At 54.5% G+C, this 15,243-nt stretch carries 20 protein-coding genes; 8 read left to right on the forward strand and 12 right to left on the reverse strand.

Annotated elements, in window-relative coordinates; all coding sequences use genetic code 11:
* Positions 1-335 precede the first annotated feature (335 nt).
* Positions 336-530: a hypothetical protein gene (locus VH413_14795; protein HEX3799959.1), complete on the forward strand. Its 195-nt coding sequence runs from the start codon at positions 336-338 to the stop codon at positions 528-530.
* 13 nt (positions 531-543) lie between these two features.
* Here the strand turns inward: VH413_14795 and VH413_14800 are convergent, their stop codons facing one another.
* A complete protein-coding gene (locus tag VH413_14800; GenBank protein ID HEX3799960.1) occupies positions 544-1,908 on the reverse strand; it encodes an SUMF1/EgtB/PvdO family nonheme iron enzyme in 1,365 nt (454 codons plus the stop codon).
* A 451-nt stretch (positions 1,909-2,359) separates the two neighbouring features.
* Between VH413_14800 and VH413_14805 the strand changes: the two genes are divergently transcribed.
* Complete coding sequence (locus tag VH413_14805) at positions 2,360-2,554, forward strand: hypothetical protein (GenBank protein ID HEX3799961.1); 195 nt, start codon at positions 2,360-2,362, stop codon at positions 2,552-2,554.
* A 5-nt stretch (positions 2,555-2,559) separates the two neighbouring features.
* On the opposite strand, the gene queD is transcribed toward VH413_14805, so the two are convergent.
* The 10 genes from queD to VH413_14855 all read right to left on the reverse strand — a co-directional run bounded on the left by queD (position 2,560) and on the right by VH413_14855 (position 9,817).
* Positions 2,560-2,916, reverse strand: coding sequence for a 6-carboxytetrahydropterin synthase QueD (gene queD / locus VH413_14810; GenBank protein HEX3799962.1), 357 nt, complete (start codon positions 2,914-2,916; stop codon positions 2,560-2,562).
* Positions 2,917-2,948: 32 nt separating this feature from the next.
* Entirely contained in the window at positions 2,949-3,542 is a 594-nt protein-coding gene (locus VH413_14815; GenBank protein HEX3799963.1) for a hypothetical protein, read from the reverse strand.
* Between the two features lie 151 nt (positions 3,543-3,693).
* A complete protein-coding gene (locus VH413_14820) occupies positions 3,694-5,058 on the reverse strand; it encodes an acyl-CoA reductase (GenBank protein HEX3799964.1) in 1,365 nt (454 codons plus the stop codon).
* A gap of 23 nt (positions 5,059-5,081) precedes the next feature.
* The gene (locus VH413_14825; GenBank protein HEX3799965.1) at positions 5,082-5,231 is read right to left on the reverse strand and encodes a hypothetical protein; all 150 of its coding nucleotides are present in this window, start codon (positions 5,229-5,231) and stop codon (positions 5,082-5,084) included.
* Positions 5,232-5,235: 4 nt separating this feature from the next.
* Positions 5,236-6,324, reverse strand: a complete 1,089-nt coding sequence (locus VH413_14830) for a hypothetical protein (GenBank protein ID HEX3799966.1) — start codon at positions 6,322-6,324, stop codon at positions 5,236-5,238.
* A 145-nt stretch (positions 6,325-6,469) separates the two neighbouring features.
* A complete protein-coding gene (locus tag VH413_14835) occupies positions 6,470-7,006 on the reverse strand; it encodes a peroxiredoxin (GenBank protein HEX3799967.1) in 537 nt (178 codons plus the stop codon).
* A gap of 96 nt (positions 7,007-7,102) precedes the next feature.
* Positions 7,103-8,137, reverse strand: coding sequence for a Gfo/Idh/MocA family oxidoreductase (locus VH413_14840; GenBank protein ID HEX3799968.1), 1,035 nt, complete (start codon positions 8,135-8,137; stop codon positions 7,103-7,105).
* On the reverse strand, positions 8,134-8,961 hold the full coding sequence (locus tag VH413_14845) for a sugar phosphate isomerase/epimerase family protein (GenBank protein ID HEX3799969.1): 828 nt from the start codon (positions 8,959-8,961) through the stop codon (positions 8,134-8,136). Before VH413_14845 ends, VH413_14840 begins: the two co-directional genes overlap by 4 nt.
* Positions 8,962-8,995: 34 nt before the next feature.
* Positions 8,996-9,538: an NAD(P)H-dependent oxidoreductase gene (locus VH413_14850; GenBank protein HEX3799970.1), complete on the reverse strand. Its 543-nt coding sequence runs from the start codon at positions 9,536-9,538 to the stop codon at positions 8,996-8,998.
* Positions 9,539-9,604: 66 nt separating this feature from the next.
* Positions 9,605-9,817 carry a hypothetical protein gene (locus VH413_14855; protein ID HEX3799971.1) on the reverse strand — a complete coding sequence of 71 codons (213 nt, stop codon included), beginning with the start codon at positions 9,815-9,817 and terminating at the stop codon, positions 9,605-9,607.
* 767 nt (positions 9,818-10,584) lie between these two features.
* Between VH413_14855 and VH413_14860 the strand changes: the two genes are divergently transcribed.
* A complete protein-coding gene (locus VH413_14860; GenBank protein ID HEX3799972.1) occupies positions 10,585-11,286 on the forward strand; it encodes a hypothetical protein in 702 nt (233 codons plus the stop codon).
* Positions 11,287-11,302: 16 nt separating this feature from the next.
* Here the strand turns inward: VH413_14860 and VH413_14865 are convergent, their stop codons facing one another.
* Positions 11,303-11,797: a hypothetical protein gene (locus tag VH413_14865; protein ID HEX3799973.1), complete on the reverse strand. Its 495-nt coding sequence runs from the start codon at positions 11,795-11,797 to the stop codon at positions 11,303-11,305.
* A gap of 206 nt (positions 11,798-12,003) precedes the next feature.
* On the opposite strand from VH413_14865, the gene efp reads away from it, so the two are divergent.
* The 5 genes from efp to VH413_14890 all read left to right on the forward strand — a co-directional run bounded on the left by efp (position 12,004) and on the right by VH413_14890 (position 15,230).
* Complete coding sequence (efp, locus tag VH413_14870; GenBank protein ID HEX3799974.1) at positions 12,004-12,561, forward strand: elongation factor P; 558 nt, start codon at positions 12,004-12,006, stop codon at positions 12,559-12,561.
* 300 nt (positions 12,562-12,861) lie between these two features.
* Entirely contained in the window at positions 12,862-13,092 is a 231-nt protein-coding gene (locus VH413_14875) for a hypothetical protein (GenBank protein ID HEX3799975.1), read from the forward strand.
* 29 nt (positions 13,093-13,121) lie between these two features.
* Complete coding sequence (locus VH413_14880) at positions 13,122-14,087, forward strand: DUF2950 domain-containing protein (GenBank protein HEX3799976.1); 966 nt, start codon at positions 13,122-13,124, stop codon at positions 14,085-14,087.
* A 276-nt stretch (positions 14,088-14,363) separates the two neighbouring features.
* Positions 14,364-14,759 (forward strand): VOC family protein, encoded by a 396-nt coding sequence (locus tag VH413_14885; GenBank protein ID HEX3799977.1) that lies wholly within the window; start codon positions 14,364-14,366, stop codon positions 14,757-14,759.
* 75 nt (positions 14,760-14,834) lie between these two features.
* Entirely contained in the window at positions 14,835-15,230 is a 396-nt protein-coding gene (locus tag VH413_14890) for a YciI family protein (GenBank protein HEX3799978.1), read from the forward strand.
* The last annotated feature ends 13 nt before the right edge of the window (positions 15,231-15,243 follow it).

Consider the following 15,243-nt stretch of genomic DNA (forward strand, 5'->3'; position numbering starts at 1 on the left):
TATTAGCCCAGCAATTTATTGCTGGGTTCCCATCCGTCGCAATTCAAGTCCCGCCAGGGACGAAAGAATTTTCCGCTTGGAACCAAATCTCACCCACTCACCCAACACTTCTCATTAACCCCCAACTTCAGTTGGGGGAAAACTCCAGACGCGCGTGCGCAAGAAACGGTTTTCAACCGTTTCTCGAATTTACCATTCGCCAACCGCCGGTTTTGCCCTCTGCTTGGCAGGACGCCGCCGCCGTCGGTTCAGTCTTGTTTTTGAAGCCCAACCCCGCCACTCTATTCAACGAAATTGCACGATTTAAAAAAACGGCACGTTCAACCTATCCAACCATGAAAGCGTATCTCATCACCACCGGCATCATTTTTGGACTCATTGCCTTCGCGCACGCCTGGCGCGCCATCGCCGAACGCGACCTCCTGCGCACCAACCCCGGCGAATTCATTTCCATGGCCCTGCTCGGAGTCCTCGCCGCGTCGCTCTGTGTTTGGGCATTTCGCCTCGTCGGCAAATCATCTCGCGCTTGACCCGCTCAATCGGTCAATCGTGCTCCACGCCGCTGTCCCAAAAATTTTTCAATTCTTCCGCCGTCGGAACCGTCAATGGCCGTACGATGCGGAAGCCCAAAAATTGCGCGTCCGTGTGATACCAAATACTCTTGGGTAATTGCGGGTCCTGCATCTTCCACGACGGATCCGACCCGCGCCGCGCTGCACTCCGCAATAATTCAGGATCATCCTGCCACGAACCACCGCGAACCGCCTGCGGATAAGGCGTCGTGGCTTTCACCCACGGATCGGCGATCACTCCCGCCGCCGCCGCGCCATAACCTTGCGCCGAATATTGATCGAGCGTCCATTCCGCGACGTTTCCGTGCATGTCGAACAAGCCCCACGGATTCGGTTTTTTCTGGCCGACCTTCTGATATTTCCCGTCGCTGTTTCCCGCGAACCACGCGTAATCACCCAGCTTCGATACATCATCGCCAAAAGAATACGCCGTCGTCGTGCCCGCGCGGCAGGCATATTCCCATTCCGCTTCCGTCGGCAACCGGTAAAAATGCCCCGTCTTCGCGCTCAGCCATTTGCAATAAGTATTCGCCGCGTGCTGCGTCATGCTGATCGCCGGAAAACCGTCCTTGCCCATGCCGAAACTCATCTCCACATACGGCTTCGTCGGATGCGTCACCGCGTCCGCGATTTCCGGCGTATTCCCTTTTTTCATTTCGGGATACATGAACAACTCAAACTCATTCCAGGTCACCTCGCATCGCTCCATCCAAAATGGCGAGACACTTATCTTGCGCTGCGGCCCTTCATCCGCCTTGCGCTTGGCTTCGCTCTCCGGACTGCCCATGACGAACGTCCCCGCCGGAATCGGAACCATGTCAAACGTCACTCTCGTCCCGGGAATCGTCTCGGTATAACTTTTCATTTCCGCCGGCGACGCCGCGTTTCCCTGCGCGATTATTTTTTTGCGAATCTCGGAAATCGTCGCCACCTCGTCGTTCGTTTCCGCCACCACGATCTTCCGCGCAATCAGCGTCACGCCCTCCGGCCATTTCGCTCCCTGCAAAATCCATAATCGCAGCGTCTCGGTCTGCGCCTTCGTCAGCGATTCGTCCTTCGGCGGCATCTTTTTATCATCGTCTGCCGGCAGTTGCGTGGACGTGTAAAGCGGACTCTTCGCCGGGTCGCCGGGCACGATGTCAATCCCGTCTGCGCCGCCTTTGAACGCATCGGCGCGATTATCGAGACGCAGTTTGCTCTTGGCCTTTTCGGGATTATGGCAGCGGACGCAGTTGTTCTCCAAAATCGGTTTTACCTGCGCATTGAAATCAATCGCGTCGTCCGCGTGGACGGCGCTCAAATCAAATCCGCCAGCGAATGCAAAAACCAAAACCATCGCCGTCCTTACAATAAGTTTATTTACCGCACGGAAGCCAAGTACCGGTTTTGCTCTGCGGCCCCCCCCCCATTCCCGCCGTTCAAAAACAAACCGAAGTGGGTCTTGGGGAGCGCACGCGTCCCGCGTGCAGTGTTCGGCATCCTTGCCGAACACATTTCTCGTCTTTATTTCTGATGGCATCATGTTTTCTCCAAAACCAACTGATCTCATTATCTATCCGCCATAACCGACGCCCACCCCAGTTCGATTATTCGATTGCATCCATCCGCCGGGCGAACATCTCCATCTTGTCCCGGGGAGCGCACGCGCCCTCGCGTGCAGTGGCTGGCGCCCCCGCCGGCCACATCTTTATCCGTTCAATAAATCCCACCCACTTTTCTTCAAAACGGTTCCCTGATTGGCACGTCGAAATCGCTTAATGCCCGCAGTGTTGACGACCGCGATTTTTTTGTCAATCTGCACACGCGTGAACGCGGGCAAATTTCTCAAATATTTTATCTTCGCGATGGTGGCCTCCAACCTCGCTCTCGCCGCGTGGGTGCTGATCGGCGGCATGACCACCAAAGAAAAACCCGCAACCGCAACACCCGCCGCTTCCACAAACTCCACCAACTCATCCGCCGCGCCCGAAAAAAACCCGTAGCCTCGTCACTCCCCGCGATAGACACACTTCGCCGTGCAAGTCTCCGCCACCACCACTTCACTCAACAACGGCAATTTCGGTTTCAACTTTTTCCAGATCCAGATCGCCACATTTTCGCTCGTGGGATTTTCCAGCCCGGGAATTTCATTGAGATAATAATGGTCGAGCTTTTCCCAAAGCGGTTTGAACGCCGCCGAAATCTCCGCATAATCCATCACCCACCCCAGCCGCGGATCGCATTCGCCGCTCACCACGATCTCAGCCGTGAAGCTGTGGCCATGCAAACGCCGGCACTTATGATTCTTCGGCAAATGCGGCAACAAATGTGCCGCCTCAAATTGAAATGTTTTTCGTAGTTCCATCTTCGTTTGAATTAAAAATTAAAAATGCAAAATCAAAAAAAGCAAAGTGAGTTTTCAGGGGCATATCTTATCACCGCCTCCGATGGTAGGGCCGCGCCGCCGCGCCGCCGGTAAGGCATTCGTACGCCAGCAAAAGCAATCCAGCCGACCGGCCGCGACCAAACGTGGTTGAACGTGGCCAAACCCAATCTCACATGGCCGACGATGGCGTGCGTAGCCGCGCGTGCTAAACCCTGCAAAAAATTCTTCTCCCTCTCCGCCGCTTGCGGGGGAGAGGGCCGGGGAGAGGTGGTCCCACCCATTTTTTTCAGAGGTGAATACCAGTAACTTGTTTGGGGCGTTGCGTGCGGGAACTTCGGTAAACCCACCCTCTCCCCCACCCCTGACGGACGCAATGTATTTACCCCCAGCTTCAAACGCACATTCCAAATTTTGCATTTTAATTTTAAATTTTTAATTTCTGACGACGCTTCACGGAAAGCTTCATGAAGAAATTCCACGAGCGCCAATCGTTCACGGACTATACCGATGAATCGTGAAAAAAATTCTTCTCCCTCTCCGCCGCTCGCGGGGGAGAGGGCCGGGGAGAGGTGGTCCCATCCATTTCTTTCAGAGGTGAAATACATGGCAATTCAGGCAATTTGTTTGAAGAACTGCGTCCGGGAATTTTGAGAAACGCACTCCCCTCGCCCGCACTTAATGGTGCACACGTACCCAACTCCAAAAGCACATTCCAAATTTTGCATTTTTAATTTTAAATTTTTAATTTTTATTTCCTCAATCCTGCTCCCAATCCGCCCACGTAACCAAATCCCCCAGCGCCGGCCGCCCATCGTGACGCCACAGCAGCGGCGGATTCTGCATCTTGCCGAGCGGACAAACGCGCGTGATACCCCAGCGCGCCAACTGCGTCGCGAAATGCTGCGCGCGATCTTCCGTCGCCGCCAAACCCACCGTCGAAACCTTGCCGATCACGCTGTCCGCCCCCTGCAATGCCTCGGTCAAATTCGCCACGCCTTTCACGTAAATAAAACGGTTGAGACAGGACAGTTGAAACCGCGGATCGCTCTCGTAGATCACCGTCCACGCCGTGGAATTTTCGCTGTGCCACATCAGCGTGTCCGGCGAATGCGCCGCGCGAATCTCATAGAAGGCGCGTTTGGATGCGATCACCGCCGCCGTCTCCGCTGGCAGCGCCCCGCGCGGCTGCTCGCTTTCCAGCCGCGCCAATTCTTCCGCGATCATTTTGGCGAATAATTCGCCGGTCAATTCCCCGCCGTGTTCCACATAAATAACATGCGGCGAAAGACAACCCTGCTGGTCCCACGCGATCACATCCATCGCCGCCCGCGTCGCAATTTTTTTGGGATTAAACCCGGACAACATTTCGTGCGCGACATAACCAAAACTCACGCGATGCCCATATCCCACGAACCGCGTCTTCACCGGCAAATGATACCGTATCTCGCTGAGCGTTTCGTCGCTGCCCGTCGCGGTCACGCAATCCGCCTCTTTGAACAGCGGCATCTCCAAATTCATCGAACCGCCGCGCCACTCGGCGACTTCCAGGCACGCGCCCAGTTTCCCATCCGCTTCATAAAGCGAATGCGCGAACATTCGCGGCAGAAACGAACATCCGCTCGCGCACTTCACAAATTGCGCCGACTTGGTGAGCAACCCCAAAATGATGCTCATAAAAATCGGATTCGGCAGCGTGCCGCCCGCGATCTGCACCAGCAATTCCGGCCCGCGCGCCAGTGCCGCGCGTTGGGCTGAAGTTTCAGCCGCCGTCGCGCTGAACACATCGAGGCGGTCCACCGTTCCCAATTCCTGCATCATCAATGCGCGCAAATTTTCCGTTGTGATCTGCCGGAAAAAAGTGTCCAACCCATGCGCCAAAGTTTGCCGCGAAAAACCGGTCGCCGCCGGCCCCTGCGCCAGCGCGAACTGGCGAATGGGATATTCCGAGTCCAGCCAATTCTCCGTGACTTTTGCGATCAGCCGGATCAGCGATGCCGCCGTCCGCTCCGCCAGGTAACGCTCGCGATTGCGTTTCAAGGTTTGGCACGCGTCGGCAATGATGGTCTGCGTCAGCGCCGCTTCCGGCGGCAGGTCGGCTAAAAAATAATTCGGCAGGTTCATCTAAGCGTGATTGCGGCCGCCCCTCATTGTCTGTGGGTCGCCGTCGCAGGAAAATTCGTTTCGTCCACCGCCGCGTGCGGCAGCGTCGTGCGATTATGCACGCCCTCCCAAATCCAGAACAGCAGCGTCGCCAGTGGAAACAAAAGAATGAACAGGAGCAAAATGCGTTTCATAAAATCATGCGCTTTGGAGTGAGCAGCCGCGCGATTCCGCGAGCGCCACGCGTCCGAGCAATTCAAACCCGTCGCCGCGTCGCGCGCCCAGGTCTTCCATCTGAATCGCCATCACGGAATAAACATTCGCCAAATCAAAAATGCGAATCAATCCCGTTTCTCCCTCGGCAGCCTCGCGCCCGGTTTCCGGCGAAACAATCTGCACCCGCGCCCACGGTGGAAAATGAAATCGCCTCGCTTGTCCGTTTCCAACCACCCCGTCATAAGCCTGCGAACTCAATTCACTCATGCCGTATTCGCAAATGATGTTCGCCGGAGAAATACCCAGCGAGTGCGAAATAAACGCGTGCAATTCCGTCTTGGCCATCTCCCGCGAACGCCCTTTGTAACCACCCGTTTCCATCGCGCGCGAACCCACCGGCAATTTCAAACGCAAATTGTCTCCCTGCATCCGATCCGTCAGATGCACAAAATTAAACGCCGTGCCCAACACAATCAACGGACGATTGGAAGCGATGGCATTCTCCAACGACGTGCGCGTAAGCTCCCAATCCAATTCCCACGCCCCATCACTCAGCGCCATCCCGCAAAAAAGTGCTTCACCCAAACCAAATTCACGGCTCACCGTTTCAAACATGTGTACCAGCGAAGAATTCGGCGACTGCTCCGGCGAAGGCGTCAAAAATAAAAAATCCGCGCGCCCGGCCTCAGGCAGCAAATGTTGACGAAACCACGGCAACAGCGAAGCCTCATAAATCGCCAGCGAATCCGCGTTGTGAAAATGGCGGCTGGGCCGTTGCGCCGTCGTGCCGCTCGAATGAAACGCGCGTGCGCGTTGTTCAACCGGCAAACTCGTCACTTCCAATTCCTTGAACGCCGCCGTCGGCATCGCCGGAATCTGCCGCCAATCGCTAATCTTATCCGGCGAGATTCCCCGCGCCTCGCAAAATCGCCGATACGCCGCATTGTGCGTGAATTGAAGTCTGAAAAGTTCGCCCGCCAGATGATTGAACCGTTCATCGCCGGAAACTCCGGCGCGGATGAACTCGCGCAACTGCGCGGCGTAGCCTGAAAATGTCGCTGAATGTGTCATGCGGTTTTTGGTAAAACACGGCTGGTTTTCCGCAACAGCCGTCCGCCACTGTCCGCCGAATCCCCCAAATTGTCGAGCGCGAAGAAAACGGCGATGGTCATTACAACCATCGCCGCCAAATACCAGCCACTTCGCCAAATGAATTTTACTTCTTCGGCACGGTCGCAATCGCCTGCTTCATTTCATCGAGATGCACATCAGCGGAGGGATTGTCCGTGACGTGAACAATTTTCCCATCCAGCCCGATCAAAAAGCTCACGCGCCGATCCATGTTTCTACCCGGCATCCGAACGCCATAAACATCGGCGATCTTCCCATCCGTATCCGCGATCAACGGAAAATTCAGCGTGTACTTGCTGATGAATTGTTGATGGCTCGCCGCCGAATCAAAACTAACCCCCACCACCTCAACATTGTCCTTGCCCAGGTCGCCCATGCGATCCCGAAGCCCACAAGCCTCCTTCGTGCAACCCCTGGTATCGTCCTTGGGATAAAAATAAAGCAGCACGACTTTCTTTCCAATGTCATCGGAAAGTTTCCAATTTTTACCATCCTGATTTTTACCTTCGACCAGCGGCGCAGCCTCACCCACCGCCGGCGCCTTGGCGGCATCGGCAAACGTGGTGGTCAAACTGGCAATCAAAGTGGCGGCGGTGAGAGATAATGCAAGTAAGGCTTTCATAGATTCTCGGTTATATTTTTGTTCCCGATAAGAGTGACCCAACTTAACTGGGATAACCATAGTGTCAATGTCTTGATTACCCAATTTGCAGTGGACTTATAACGAAACCACCGCACCCGTCCTGATGGATTTTTCCTCCGCCTCACAAATCTCAACCGCACTCAAGCCATCCGCCGCCGTCACAACGCTCGGCGCAACCCCCCTTTGAATGCAGTCAATAAAATAACGCGTCTCGCCCAGGTAACCATCCCCCGCCTCGCATGAAACAACACGCCCCGCCTGGCCTGGCTCATAAATCTTGAGCGACTCCACTCCACGCGACAAATCAAAGTCCACCGTCGCCCGCTCGAAATTCACCGTGTATTCCATTTTGAATCCAAACGAGTCCGCCATCAGCCAACTCGCCTCCGCCGTCACGGGAGTTCCGTCCGCCACCTGATACGACGTCACCACATGATCCGGCGCGCCGCTGAACCGCGTGATGCCCGTTGAGAAAACACTCCGCGGACGCCCAAAACAAAATTGCACGAAATCCGTATCGTGAATGTGAAAATCCAAAAGCGCGCCGCCGGAATCTTCTCCGTTAAAATAATTCGCATTGCCCCACGCCGGCGGCGGCGACACCCGGCGGAAGCGCGCGGCCAAAACTTTGCCGTACGTTTGCGCGTCAATGGTTTGTTTGAGCCACGTCCATTCCGGCCAGAAACGCATCACCATCGCCGGCATAAAAAATCCTTTGGCGCTCGCCGCCGCTTCCACAATCTCCCGGCACAACGCCGGCGTCCGCGCCAGCGGTTTTTCGCACAAAACATGTTTGCCCGCACGCAACGCCGCAACCGCCAGCGGCACATGCCATCGCGTCGGCACGCACAGGTCAATCAAATCAACGCCGGGGTCCGCGAGCAGTTGCGCAAAATCCGTGTACGCCCTGACCTGCGCGAGGTCGAGCTTGAACGGTTGCGTATCGCCAATATTTCCACCCGCGCCAGACAGATCGCCATCCGCCGGTAATTTTCTCGTGCTGCAAACCGCCGCCACGCGCGCGCCGGGAATTTTGTGATACGCCTTGATGTGCGTCGCGCCCATGAAACCCACTCCCACTACGCCCACGCCCACGCTCACAGTTTTCATTGGGTGAAGCGCGCGAGATATTCGTGCGCCGCGCAAATGTCCGCCACGCGTTGTTCACCCGCCTCGCGTTCAATGCAAAAATTTCCGCTGAAGCGCAGTTGCTCGACCGTGCGAAAAAACGCGGCCCAATCCACCTGCCCCATGCCCACCACCACCTCCTGCCCCCACGTGCCGGGCTTCTTCGTCTTCACCGCGTCCTTGATGTGGCACTGCTTGAGCCACGGCCCCAGCGCGCGCAACGCCGCGATCGGATCTTCCATGTCATACAAAATGATATTCGCCGGATCGTAATTCACGCCCACGTTCGGCTGGTTAAGCAGTCGCAAAAAAGTGCGCAGCGTCTCCGCCTTTTCCTGTCCCGTCTCAAAACCAAGTTCCATTCCTTTCGCCGCAAATAATTCCGCGATCAACGTGATTCGTTGAAGCAATTTCTGAAACGTGCGGTCGCTCGGATCATGCGGCAAAAATCCCGCGTGAAACGTCACCAGCTTGACGCCCAGTGCTCGCGCAATTTCCGCATCCGCCTGGATGTTGCGCCAATTTTCCTCCCACGTCGCATCCGGGACCACCCCGCCGGTTTGCGCGATGGATTCCATCGTCGAATAATCTTCGCCCACGGTCGCAATCATCGCCGACGCAAAAGTAATTCCATTTTTCGCGCACAACTCCGGCAGAACTCCCCACACCGCCGGCTGCGAACGCAATGGATCGAGCGCGATCTGCACGCGTTGGATGCCGATGGTTTGCAGTTGCCGGATCAGGTCATCGGGATCAGCCGGACGCAATGACCAACTGCATACGGCGAGATTAGCGGCGGTGATCATGGTGAGTCCAAACGTCGTGCACGTGCAAAAATAATTACTTCGTTTGAAACCGTTTCACGAACTCGATAAATCCTTCCGCCTGGGTTTTCAACCGGCCCACAATTTCCGCATTGCTCAACTTGCCTTCGCCATCCAGCGAATTGCCCACGAGCGGCAGAAATACGCGCTCGGGAAAAATGTAGGCATTGCGATAGCCAAAAATTTGCTGAAGCTGTTCCACCGGTCGAAGCGCGCCCCACATGCCCGCCGCCAACCCGACAAAACAAACCGGGCGATGATGAAAGCTCTCGGGAAACTTCAACATGTCTATGAAGTATTTCAAGATACCCGGAATCCCGCCGTTATATTCCGGCGTCACGATGATCAACGCCGTGGACTTAAGAATGGCCTCGGAAAAAGGCGCAAACGCCGCCGGTTTTTCACCGTAGGAAGTCGGCGCAAAAATCTCCGGGGGCAATTCCGCCAGATCCACCACCTTCAGCGGCACCTGAAGCTGCTTATAAATTTCTTCGATCTGCCGGGCGACTTTGCGCGTATTGCTGCCCGGACGATTCGTGCCAACGAGTAGCGTCATCATGCGCGCAGCATGACGGCACGGAAATCGAGTTTCAAGATTTCAGTTTCAAACTTTTTCGCGACAAATCTATTGCCACGCTTTTTCAGATTTTGCGCCATAATGTTCAAACGCTGTGGAAAGCCCTTTCAGCACTTCAGCGGTCGTCTCAAACAGCGCCTGCGCTTTCGGCTCCTTGACCTTCTCAACGTCGGCGCGCAGATGCTCAACGAGTTCATCCAGGCGTTGGCGAATGTGAATGGCGTGAAAATTTGGGTCCGATGGTGTGGGAGTGGCATTCATAAAATCATTCCGGTTGAAGTTACAAACAAACCTATGACCGGTTTTGGGCACTGTCAAATTCGAGCGTAATTTACATCCCATTTATTCGATTTAATGGCTTGAACATCTATGACGCATCCGCGCAATGGTAAGATGACGCTCCCAATGCCGCCGCAAGGACAACTGATATTCTAGCGCATGGTAGGGCTGCGCTGCCGCGCAGCCGCCCTAAGTCCCGCATGGACAACCGACAATCCAGGGCACGGTAGGGCGGAGCTGCTGCTCCGCCGTCCGCAGTCCCGCAGGGACGAAAGATCTTAGCCCAGCCATTTATGGCTGGGTTTTAGTTCGCTTCCAATTCGAGTCCCGCCAGGGACGAAAGAATCTAACGAAAACAAACACGGCGCGAGTCTGGATGATTTCAGAAATATTTCTTTCGTCCCTGCGGAACTGCGGCTATGTGGCACGACCCATCTTGCCACTTGGAGCTAGTGCGCGGATGCACTCCGATCCAATTTCATGGATTCAATATGTGAATTGGAAAATTCTGCGCTATTTCAAAGTCTCTTGCCTTGCGCCAAGGTATGATTTAGCATCCGCTTGTTACGGCATCAATAGTTTCAAGATGATAGTATGAGGTCTATACTTACCCGAGCAGGAGTTTTGACACCTCTGGCTTTATCTCTCGCGCTGGCGCACGCTTCCGCTCAGACAACGAATTATCAACTTCATTTCGTTGGCTATATCAATGTGGATTTCGTGGCCTCTTCTCGAACCCGCTTGAGGGGGTGAGCAACACACTGAGTGAGTTGTTTCACAATTATCCTAACCCGGCATATGGCCCGCCAGAAGGCGCGACGATTTATCTTTGGAATCCGGTCACTTTATCGTTTGATACCAACTCTACATTTACCCACGGCTCCTGGACGTTTGATTTCACCTTGCCTCCAGGGGTTGGCGCCATGCTTGTTACACCGGAGCCATTTTCAAACTCATTTTATGGCTATGTGATCAACTCTGATGGAACTCTTCCCATCCCTGATGGCCCTGCAATCTCGCCTTTCCCACCAGTTTTTACCGGGCCAAACGGGCTCTACCTCCTTGCTGATAAAGCACCTCAAATTGACACAGGTACAAACATTTTTCTGTCCATCCTGGGTCGGATTCCATTTGTGGGCGAACAGGTAATAACCTTCTCCAGCACCAACACCTATCTTGGCAATGGCACTTGGGACTCGATTCCCACTTTGAAATATGGCCAGGCCGCTTTTTTGAACATCATGTCGGAGCCGTCGCCGCTATTGTCTATCATCTGCACTAATGGAAATATTATCGTCTCGTGGCCACTAACAGCACGCGATTGGATACTTGAAACCAACAGCGATCCGCTCTCACTTTCCTGGCAAAATTACCTTGGGCCGATCACCAATAATTGCGTAACGAACACGTTGTCAACCGGAAGCCTGTTCTACCGCCTCACGTATCCGTAAAAATATCTTCAGCTTCTTACGGCCCAATCCAATCGCTGGTCCCGCCAACACTCAACCTCATGCCTTTAAGAAATCTCGGCACAAATGAATTGGCGCGTGCGCCCGGCCCATTCGGTCCCCACTGCCACTGATATATCCGGTCCCGCAATCCATTCCGTGCGCAGTAACAATTAAATCGCCAGCGCCCACTCATCGCCGTGGGCAAAACCGCCGTGATGATTTCCCCTTCTCCCGGACGCAAATGCTTCACGGCGGCGCGATAACCAACCGAGATGCTTCCGGGTTTTCCCAAAGTCTCGATTTTACCAAAGCCAAAAGCGGTGACGGCGGTTGAACCACCCACATTCGTGATCGCAAAGTTCGCACACCACGCGCCCGTGTCATTCGTGATGGATAAAAATTTGACCGTCAGTTTTGGTTCCCGCCCCGCCTTCAGGCACTCGAACAAAAGCGCGGCCGCAAAAAAGAACAGCAGCAAAAATAGAAATATTTTTCGACGCGAAGTTCCCATAAACCCATCATTCAAAATCCGCTTGCTGGTTCACAACCCGGCTCGCGATCGTCCTTCGCTCACCATAGGAAACCATGCCGCTGGCCCCGTCAATGACAGAGCGAAGCCAAAATGGAAAATTCTGCGCTTGCAATATCGCGCCTTTTGGCTAATTTCCACGGTTCCGCCGCTTGATACGCGGCACTAACATTTAACGAATATATTTTATGGCAACCGCAAACGACCTCCGCCGTGGCATGGCGATCAATTATAATGGCGACGTAGCCGTGGTGCTCGACAGTCAGCATCGCACCCCCGGCAACCTGCGCGCCTTCGTCCAGGCGACCATCCGCAGCATCAAGACCGGCAAATCTTCCGACGTGCGCTTCAGCTCCACGGAAAAGATCGAAGTCATCCCCATGATGACGCGCAAGATGGAATACAGCTATAAGGACGGCGAGGATTATGTTTTCTCCGATCCCGAAACTTTTGAGACCGTGAACTTGACGGAAGAAATCGTCGGCGACGCCAAAAATTTCCTGGTCGAAAATTCTCAGGTCACCACCACGTTCGTCGAAGAAAAAGCCGTTTCCATCGAACTGCCCTCGAGTGTCGTGCTCACGGTCAAAGACGCGCCGGAAGGCATCCGCGGCGACTCCGCCAACAACATGCAAAAGCCCGTCATCATGGAAACCGGCATCACCGTCCAGGCCCCGCTCTTCATCAAAACCGGCGAGAAGCTCAAGATTGATACTCGCACCGGTAAATACATGGAACGCGCCTAACTCGCGAACCTCCAATTTATTCTCGCGCGGGCGGACCTAAAAAGTCCGCCCGTTTTGCTTTTGGTGATACCGCCGCCTTGTAAAAACCCTTCTAAAACGCCCGTTTCATTGCCTGAAATCCCCCTCTTGACTAAAGCCCGTTCGCATTTATGTATCCCTTATGAAGCATACACAGAAAGATCAGTTATCTCTATCGTCTCATGATAGAAGTGGGGCTATATCATGGGTGGCGGGCCGGGCGAACCTGGCGGGTTTCAGCGATTTCAAATCTTCTGCAATCGGGAGGATCCCATGAACAAAATGCCATATATTAAATCTGCTGTGTTCGGCCTCGCCGTGGCACTGATTGTCATTGTGACCGGTTGCGTGGGATACGTCGGTCCTGACGGTGGCGACGTATATGTTCCCGGGCCCGAAGTCACCGTGTTCGGTGGCGGCTTCGGTCGCGTCCATGACGTGCATGCTTATAGCCATCGCGGTTTTGTAAGCCGGGGTTATGCCCATGGCGGCGGCTTTCACGGACGGCGCTAAAACTTTTCCAACTTGAACTGCCCATCATTATGAAATTCTCCAAACAAATTTTTCAACCTGCCACTCTCCTCGCCACCGTCGCCGCTCTGAGCATCGGCTTTAGTCCGCTCAATTCAGCCGCAGCGGACGATTCCTCCACCAAACCCGACGGCCGTAAATTCCCTTCGCCGGACGAAGCCATCCAGGCGCTCCGCACCGCCGCCGAAAGCAAAGACGAAGGCGCCCTGCGCGAAATCTTCGGCCCGCAATTCAAAGAGCTTCTCACTGGCGATAAAGTTCAGGACGCGCAAAACGCGCAGAAGTTCGCGAATGTGATGGCCGAAGGTTGCAGTCCCGTTACCGAGGGCGACAAGGTCACGCTCGAAATCGGCACCAATCATTGGCCCTTGCCCATTCCGCTCGTGAAGGTCAATGACCAATGGCAATTCGATACCGCCGCCGGCAAAGAAGAAATCATCAACCGCCACGTCGGCAAAGATGAGTTGAGCGCCATAGGCGTTTGCCGCGCGTATGTAAAAGCGCAGCAACAATTCGCCAGCGCCAATCAAAACACTTACGCCGAAAAATTCAAAAGTTCGGCTGGCAAAAAGGATGGCTTGTATTGGCACGCTGCGGACGGCGAACCGGAAAGTCCGTTCGGCCCGCTCGTTGCGGAAGCGCATGCGGAAGGCTACACCTCACACCTGCGGCCGCATCCGTTTCACGGCTATTACTTTCACATCCTGACGCGCCAGGGCGAGGCCGCGCCCGGCGGAAAAATGAACTATGTTTCTGATGGCAAATTGACCGGCGGCTTCGCGCTCATTGCCTATCCCGAAAAGTGGGACCAATCGGGCGTTATGACCTTCATCGTCAACCAGGACGGCAAAATCTATCAGCGCAACTTGGGTGAAGACACCTTGCATCTCGCGCGCGACATCAAGGAATACAATCCCGACAGCCAATGGACCCTCGTCGAAGACGAAGGCATCGCCGACGCCGCGACTGAGAAATAACCTCAAAACCTAATTGAACCGTGGAGACGCGGAGGTTGGAGAAGAATCATTTTCTCCAACCTCCTTTTCTTTTTAACCCGTAAATTATTTTTCAATCCATTCGCCACCTTTTAATTTTTCAGACCTCCGCGCCTCCGCGTCTCCGCGGTTCAAAAGTATTTTCAGCTTCCCCTTGCCTTCGCCGAAAAAATAAAAATAATTGTCCTGAACGGGGTAACATCGTTCGTCATTCCTTTGTTAGATTAACGAACGTCCATCAACAATAACGAAAATATTATGAGCAAATCCACGAAACCATCGGCCAGCATCATCTGGTTTGAAATCCCGGCGGACGATATGAATCGCGCCAAGAAATTCTACAGCTCACTCTTCGGCTGGAAGATCAATCCCATCCCCAACATGGACAGCTACTGGCACATTGATACCGGCGGCCCCGACCCCACGCCCGACGGCGGCATGATGCAGCGCAAATGCCCCGAGCAATCCATCACCAATTACGTTCTCGTCCCCTCCGTCACCACCGCTGCCAAAAAAGTTACCAAACTCGGCGGCAAAGTGATCATGGAAAAAACCGTCGTCCCCAACATGGGCTGTTTTGCCGTCTGTCAGGACACCGAGAACAACACCTTCGCCCTTTGGGAAATCGCCAAGGGCATGAAAAAGAAAAAATAAATGTCCTGATCGCGATCCTTCGTTCGTCGTCTCTATGAACGATCGAATGGATCGCAACTTAACAAAAATAAAATTATGAAAAATCAATACATCCTGTTCTTCCGCGACACTAGCTGGACCAAAGGCCTTTCGCCGGAGCAAATTCAAACCGTTCTCGGCGAATGGAAAGGCTGGTTCGAAGGCCTGATGAGCGATGGCCGCGCCAAGGCCGGTCACCCCCTCGAAAACACCGGCAAAGTTATCTCCGGCAAAAAAGGCCGCGTCGTCGCCGACGGTCCTTATGCCGAAGCCAAGGAAGCCGTCGGCGGTTTTTTCTTCCTCGAAGTCGAGAGCATGGACGAAGCCGTCGCCATCGCCAAGCAATGCCCCGGCCTCGATTACGGCGCCATCGTTGAAGTGCGCCCCGTCGCCGCGGAATGCCCCGCGATGCGGCACATGCAGGAAAACCAGCTCGCGCACGCCGCGGCTTGAGTCTTCGCCGGGA

It is taken from the genome of Verrucomicrobiia bacterium (assembly GCA_036268055.1).
Lineage (GTDB): Bacteria > Verrucomicrobiota > Verrucomicrobiia > Limisphaerales > Pedosphaeraceae > DATAUW01.

Bases quoted from the DNA above. Each gene is read 5' to 3' on its own strand.
- VH413_14820 (HEX3799964.1), bottom strand. From the start codon at position 5,058: ATGAACCTGCCGAATTATTTTTTAGCCGACCTGCCGCCGGAAGCGGCG.
- VH413_14825 (HEX3799965.1), bottom strand. From the start codon at position 5,231: ATGAAACGCATTTTGCTCCTGTTCATTCTTTTGTTTCCACTGGCGACG.
- efp (HEX3799974.1), top strand. From the start codon at position 12,004: ATGGCAACCGCAAACGACCTCCGCCGTGGCATGGCGATCAATTATAAT.
- VH413_14865 (HEX3799973.1), bottom strand. From the start codon at position 11,797: ATGGGAACTTCGCGTCGAAAAATATTTCTATTTTTGCTGCTGTTCTTT.
- VH413_14885 (HEX3799977.1), top strand. From the start codon at position 14,364: ATGAGCAAATCCACGAAACCATCGGCCAGCATCATCTGGTTTGAAATC.
- VH413_14835 (HEX3799967.1), bottom strand. From the start codon at position 7,006: ATGAAAGCCTTACTTGCATTATCTCTCACCGCCGCCACTTTGATTGCC.
- VH413_14850 (HEX3799970.1), bottom strand. From the start codon at position 9,538: ATGATGACGCTACTCGTTGGCACGAATCGTCCGGGCAGCAATACGCGC.
- VH413_14845 (HEX3799969.1), bottom strand. From the start codon at position 8,961: ATGATCACCGCCGCTAATCTCGCCGTATGCAGTTGGTCATTGCGTCCG.
- VH413_14855 (HEX3799971.1), bottom strand. From the start codon at position 9,817: ATGAATGCCACTCCCACACCATCGGACCCAAATTTTCACGCCATTCAC.
- VH413_14830 (HEX3799966.1), bottom strand. From the start codon at position 6,324: ATGACACATTCAGCGACATTTTCAGGCTACGCCGCGCAGTTGCGCGAG.
- queD (HEX3799962.1), bottom strand. From the start codon at position 2,916: ATGGAACTACGAAAAACATTTCAATTTGAGGCGGCACATTTGTTGCCG.
- VH413_14875 (HEX3799975.1), top strand. From the start codon at position 12,862: ATGCCATATATTAAATCTGCTGTGTTCGGCCTCGCCGTGGCACTGATT.
- VH413_14815 (HEX3799963.1), bottom strand. From the start codon at position 3,542: ATGTATTTCACCTCTGAAAGAAATGGATGGGACCACCTCTCCCCGGCC.
- VH413_14795 (HEX3799959.1), top strand. From the start codon at position 336: ATGAAAGCGTATCTCATCACCACCGGCATCATTTTTGGACTCATTGCC.
- VH413_14880 (HEX3799976.1), top strand. From the start codon at position 13,122: ATGAAATTCTCCAAACAAATTTTTCAACCTGCCACTCTCCTCGCCACC.
- VH413_14890 (HEX3799978.1), top strand. From the start codon at position 14,835: ATGAAAAATCAATACATCCTGTTCTTCCGCGACACTAGCTGGACCAAA.
- VH413_14800 (HEX3799960.1), bottom strand. From the start codon at position 1,908: ATGGTTTTGGTTTTTGCATTCGCTGGCGGATTTGATTTGAGCGCCGTC.
- VH413_14840 (HEX3799968.1), bottom strand. From the start codon at position 8,137: ATGAAAACTGTGAGCGTGGGCGTGGGCGTAGTGGGAGTGGGTTTCATG.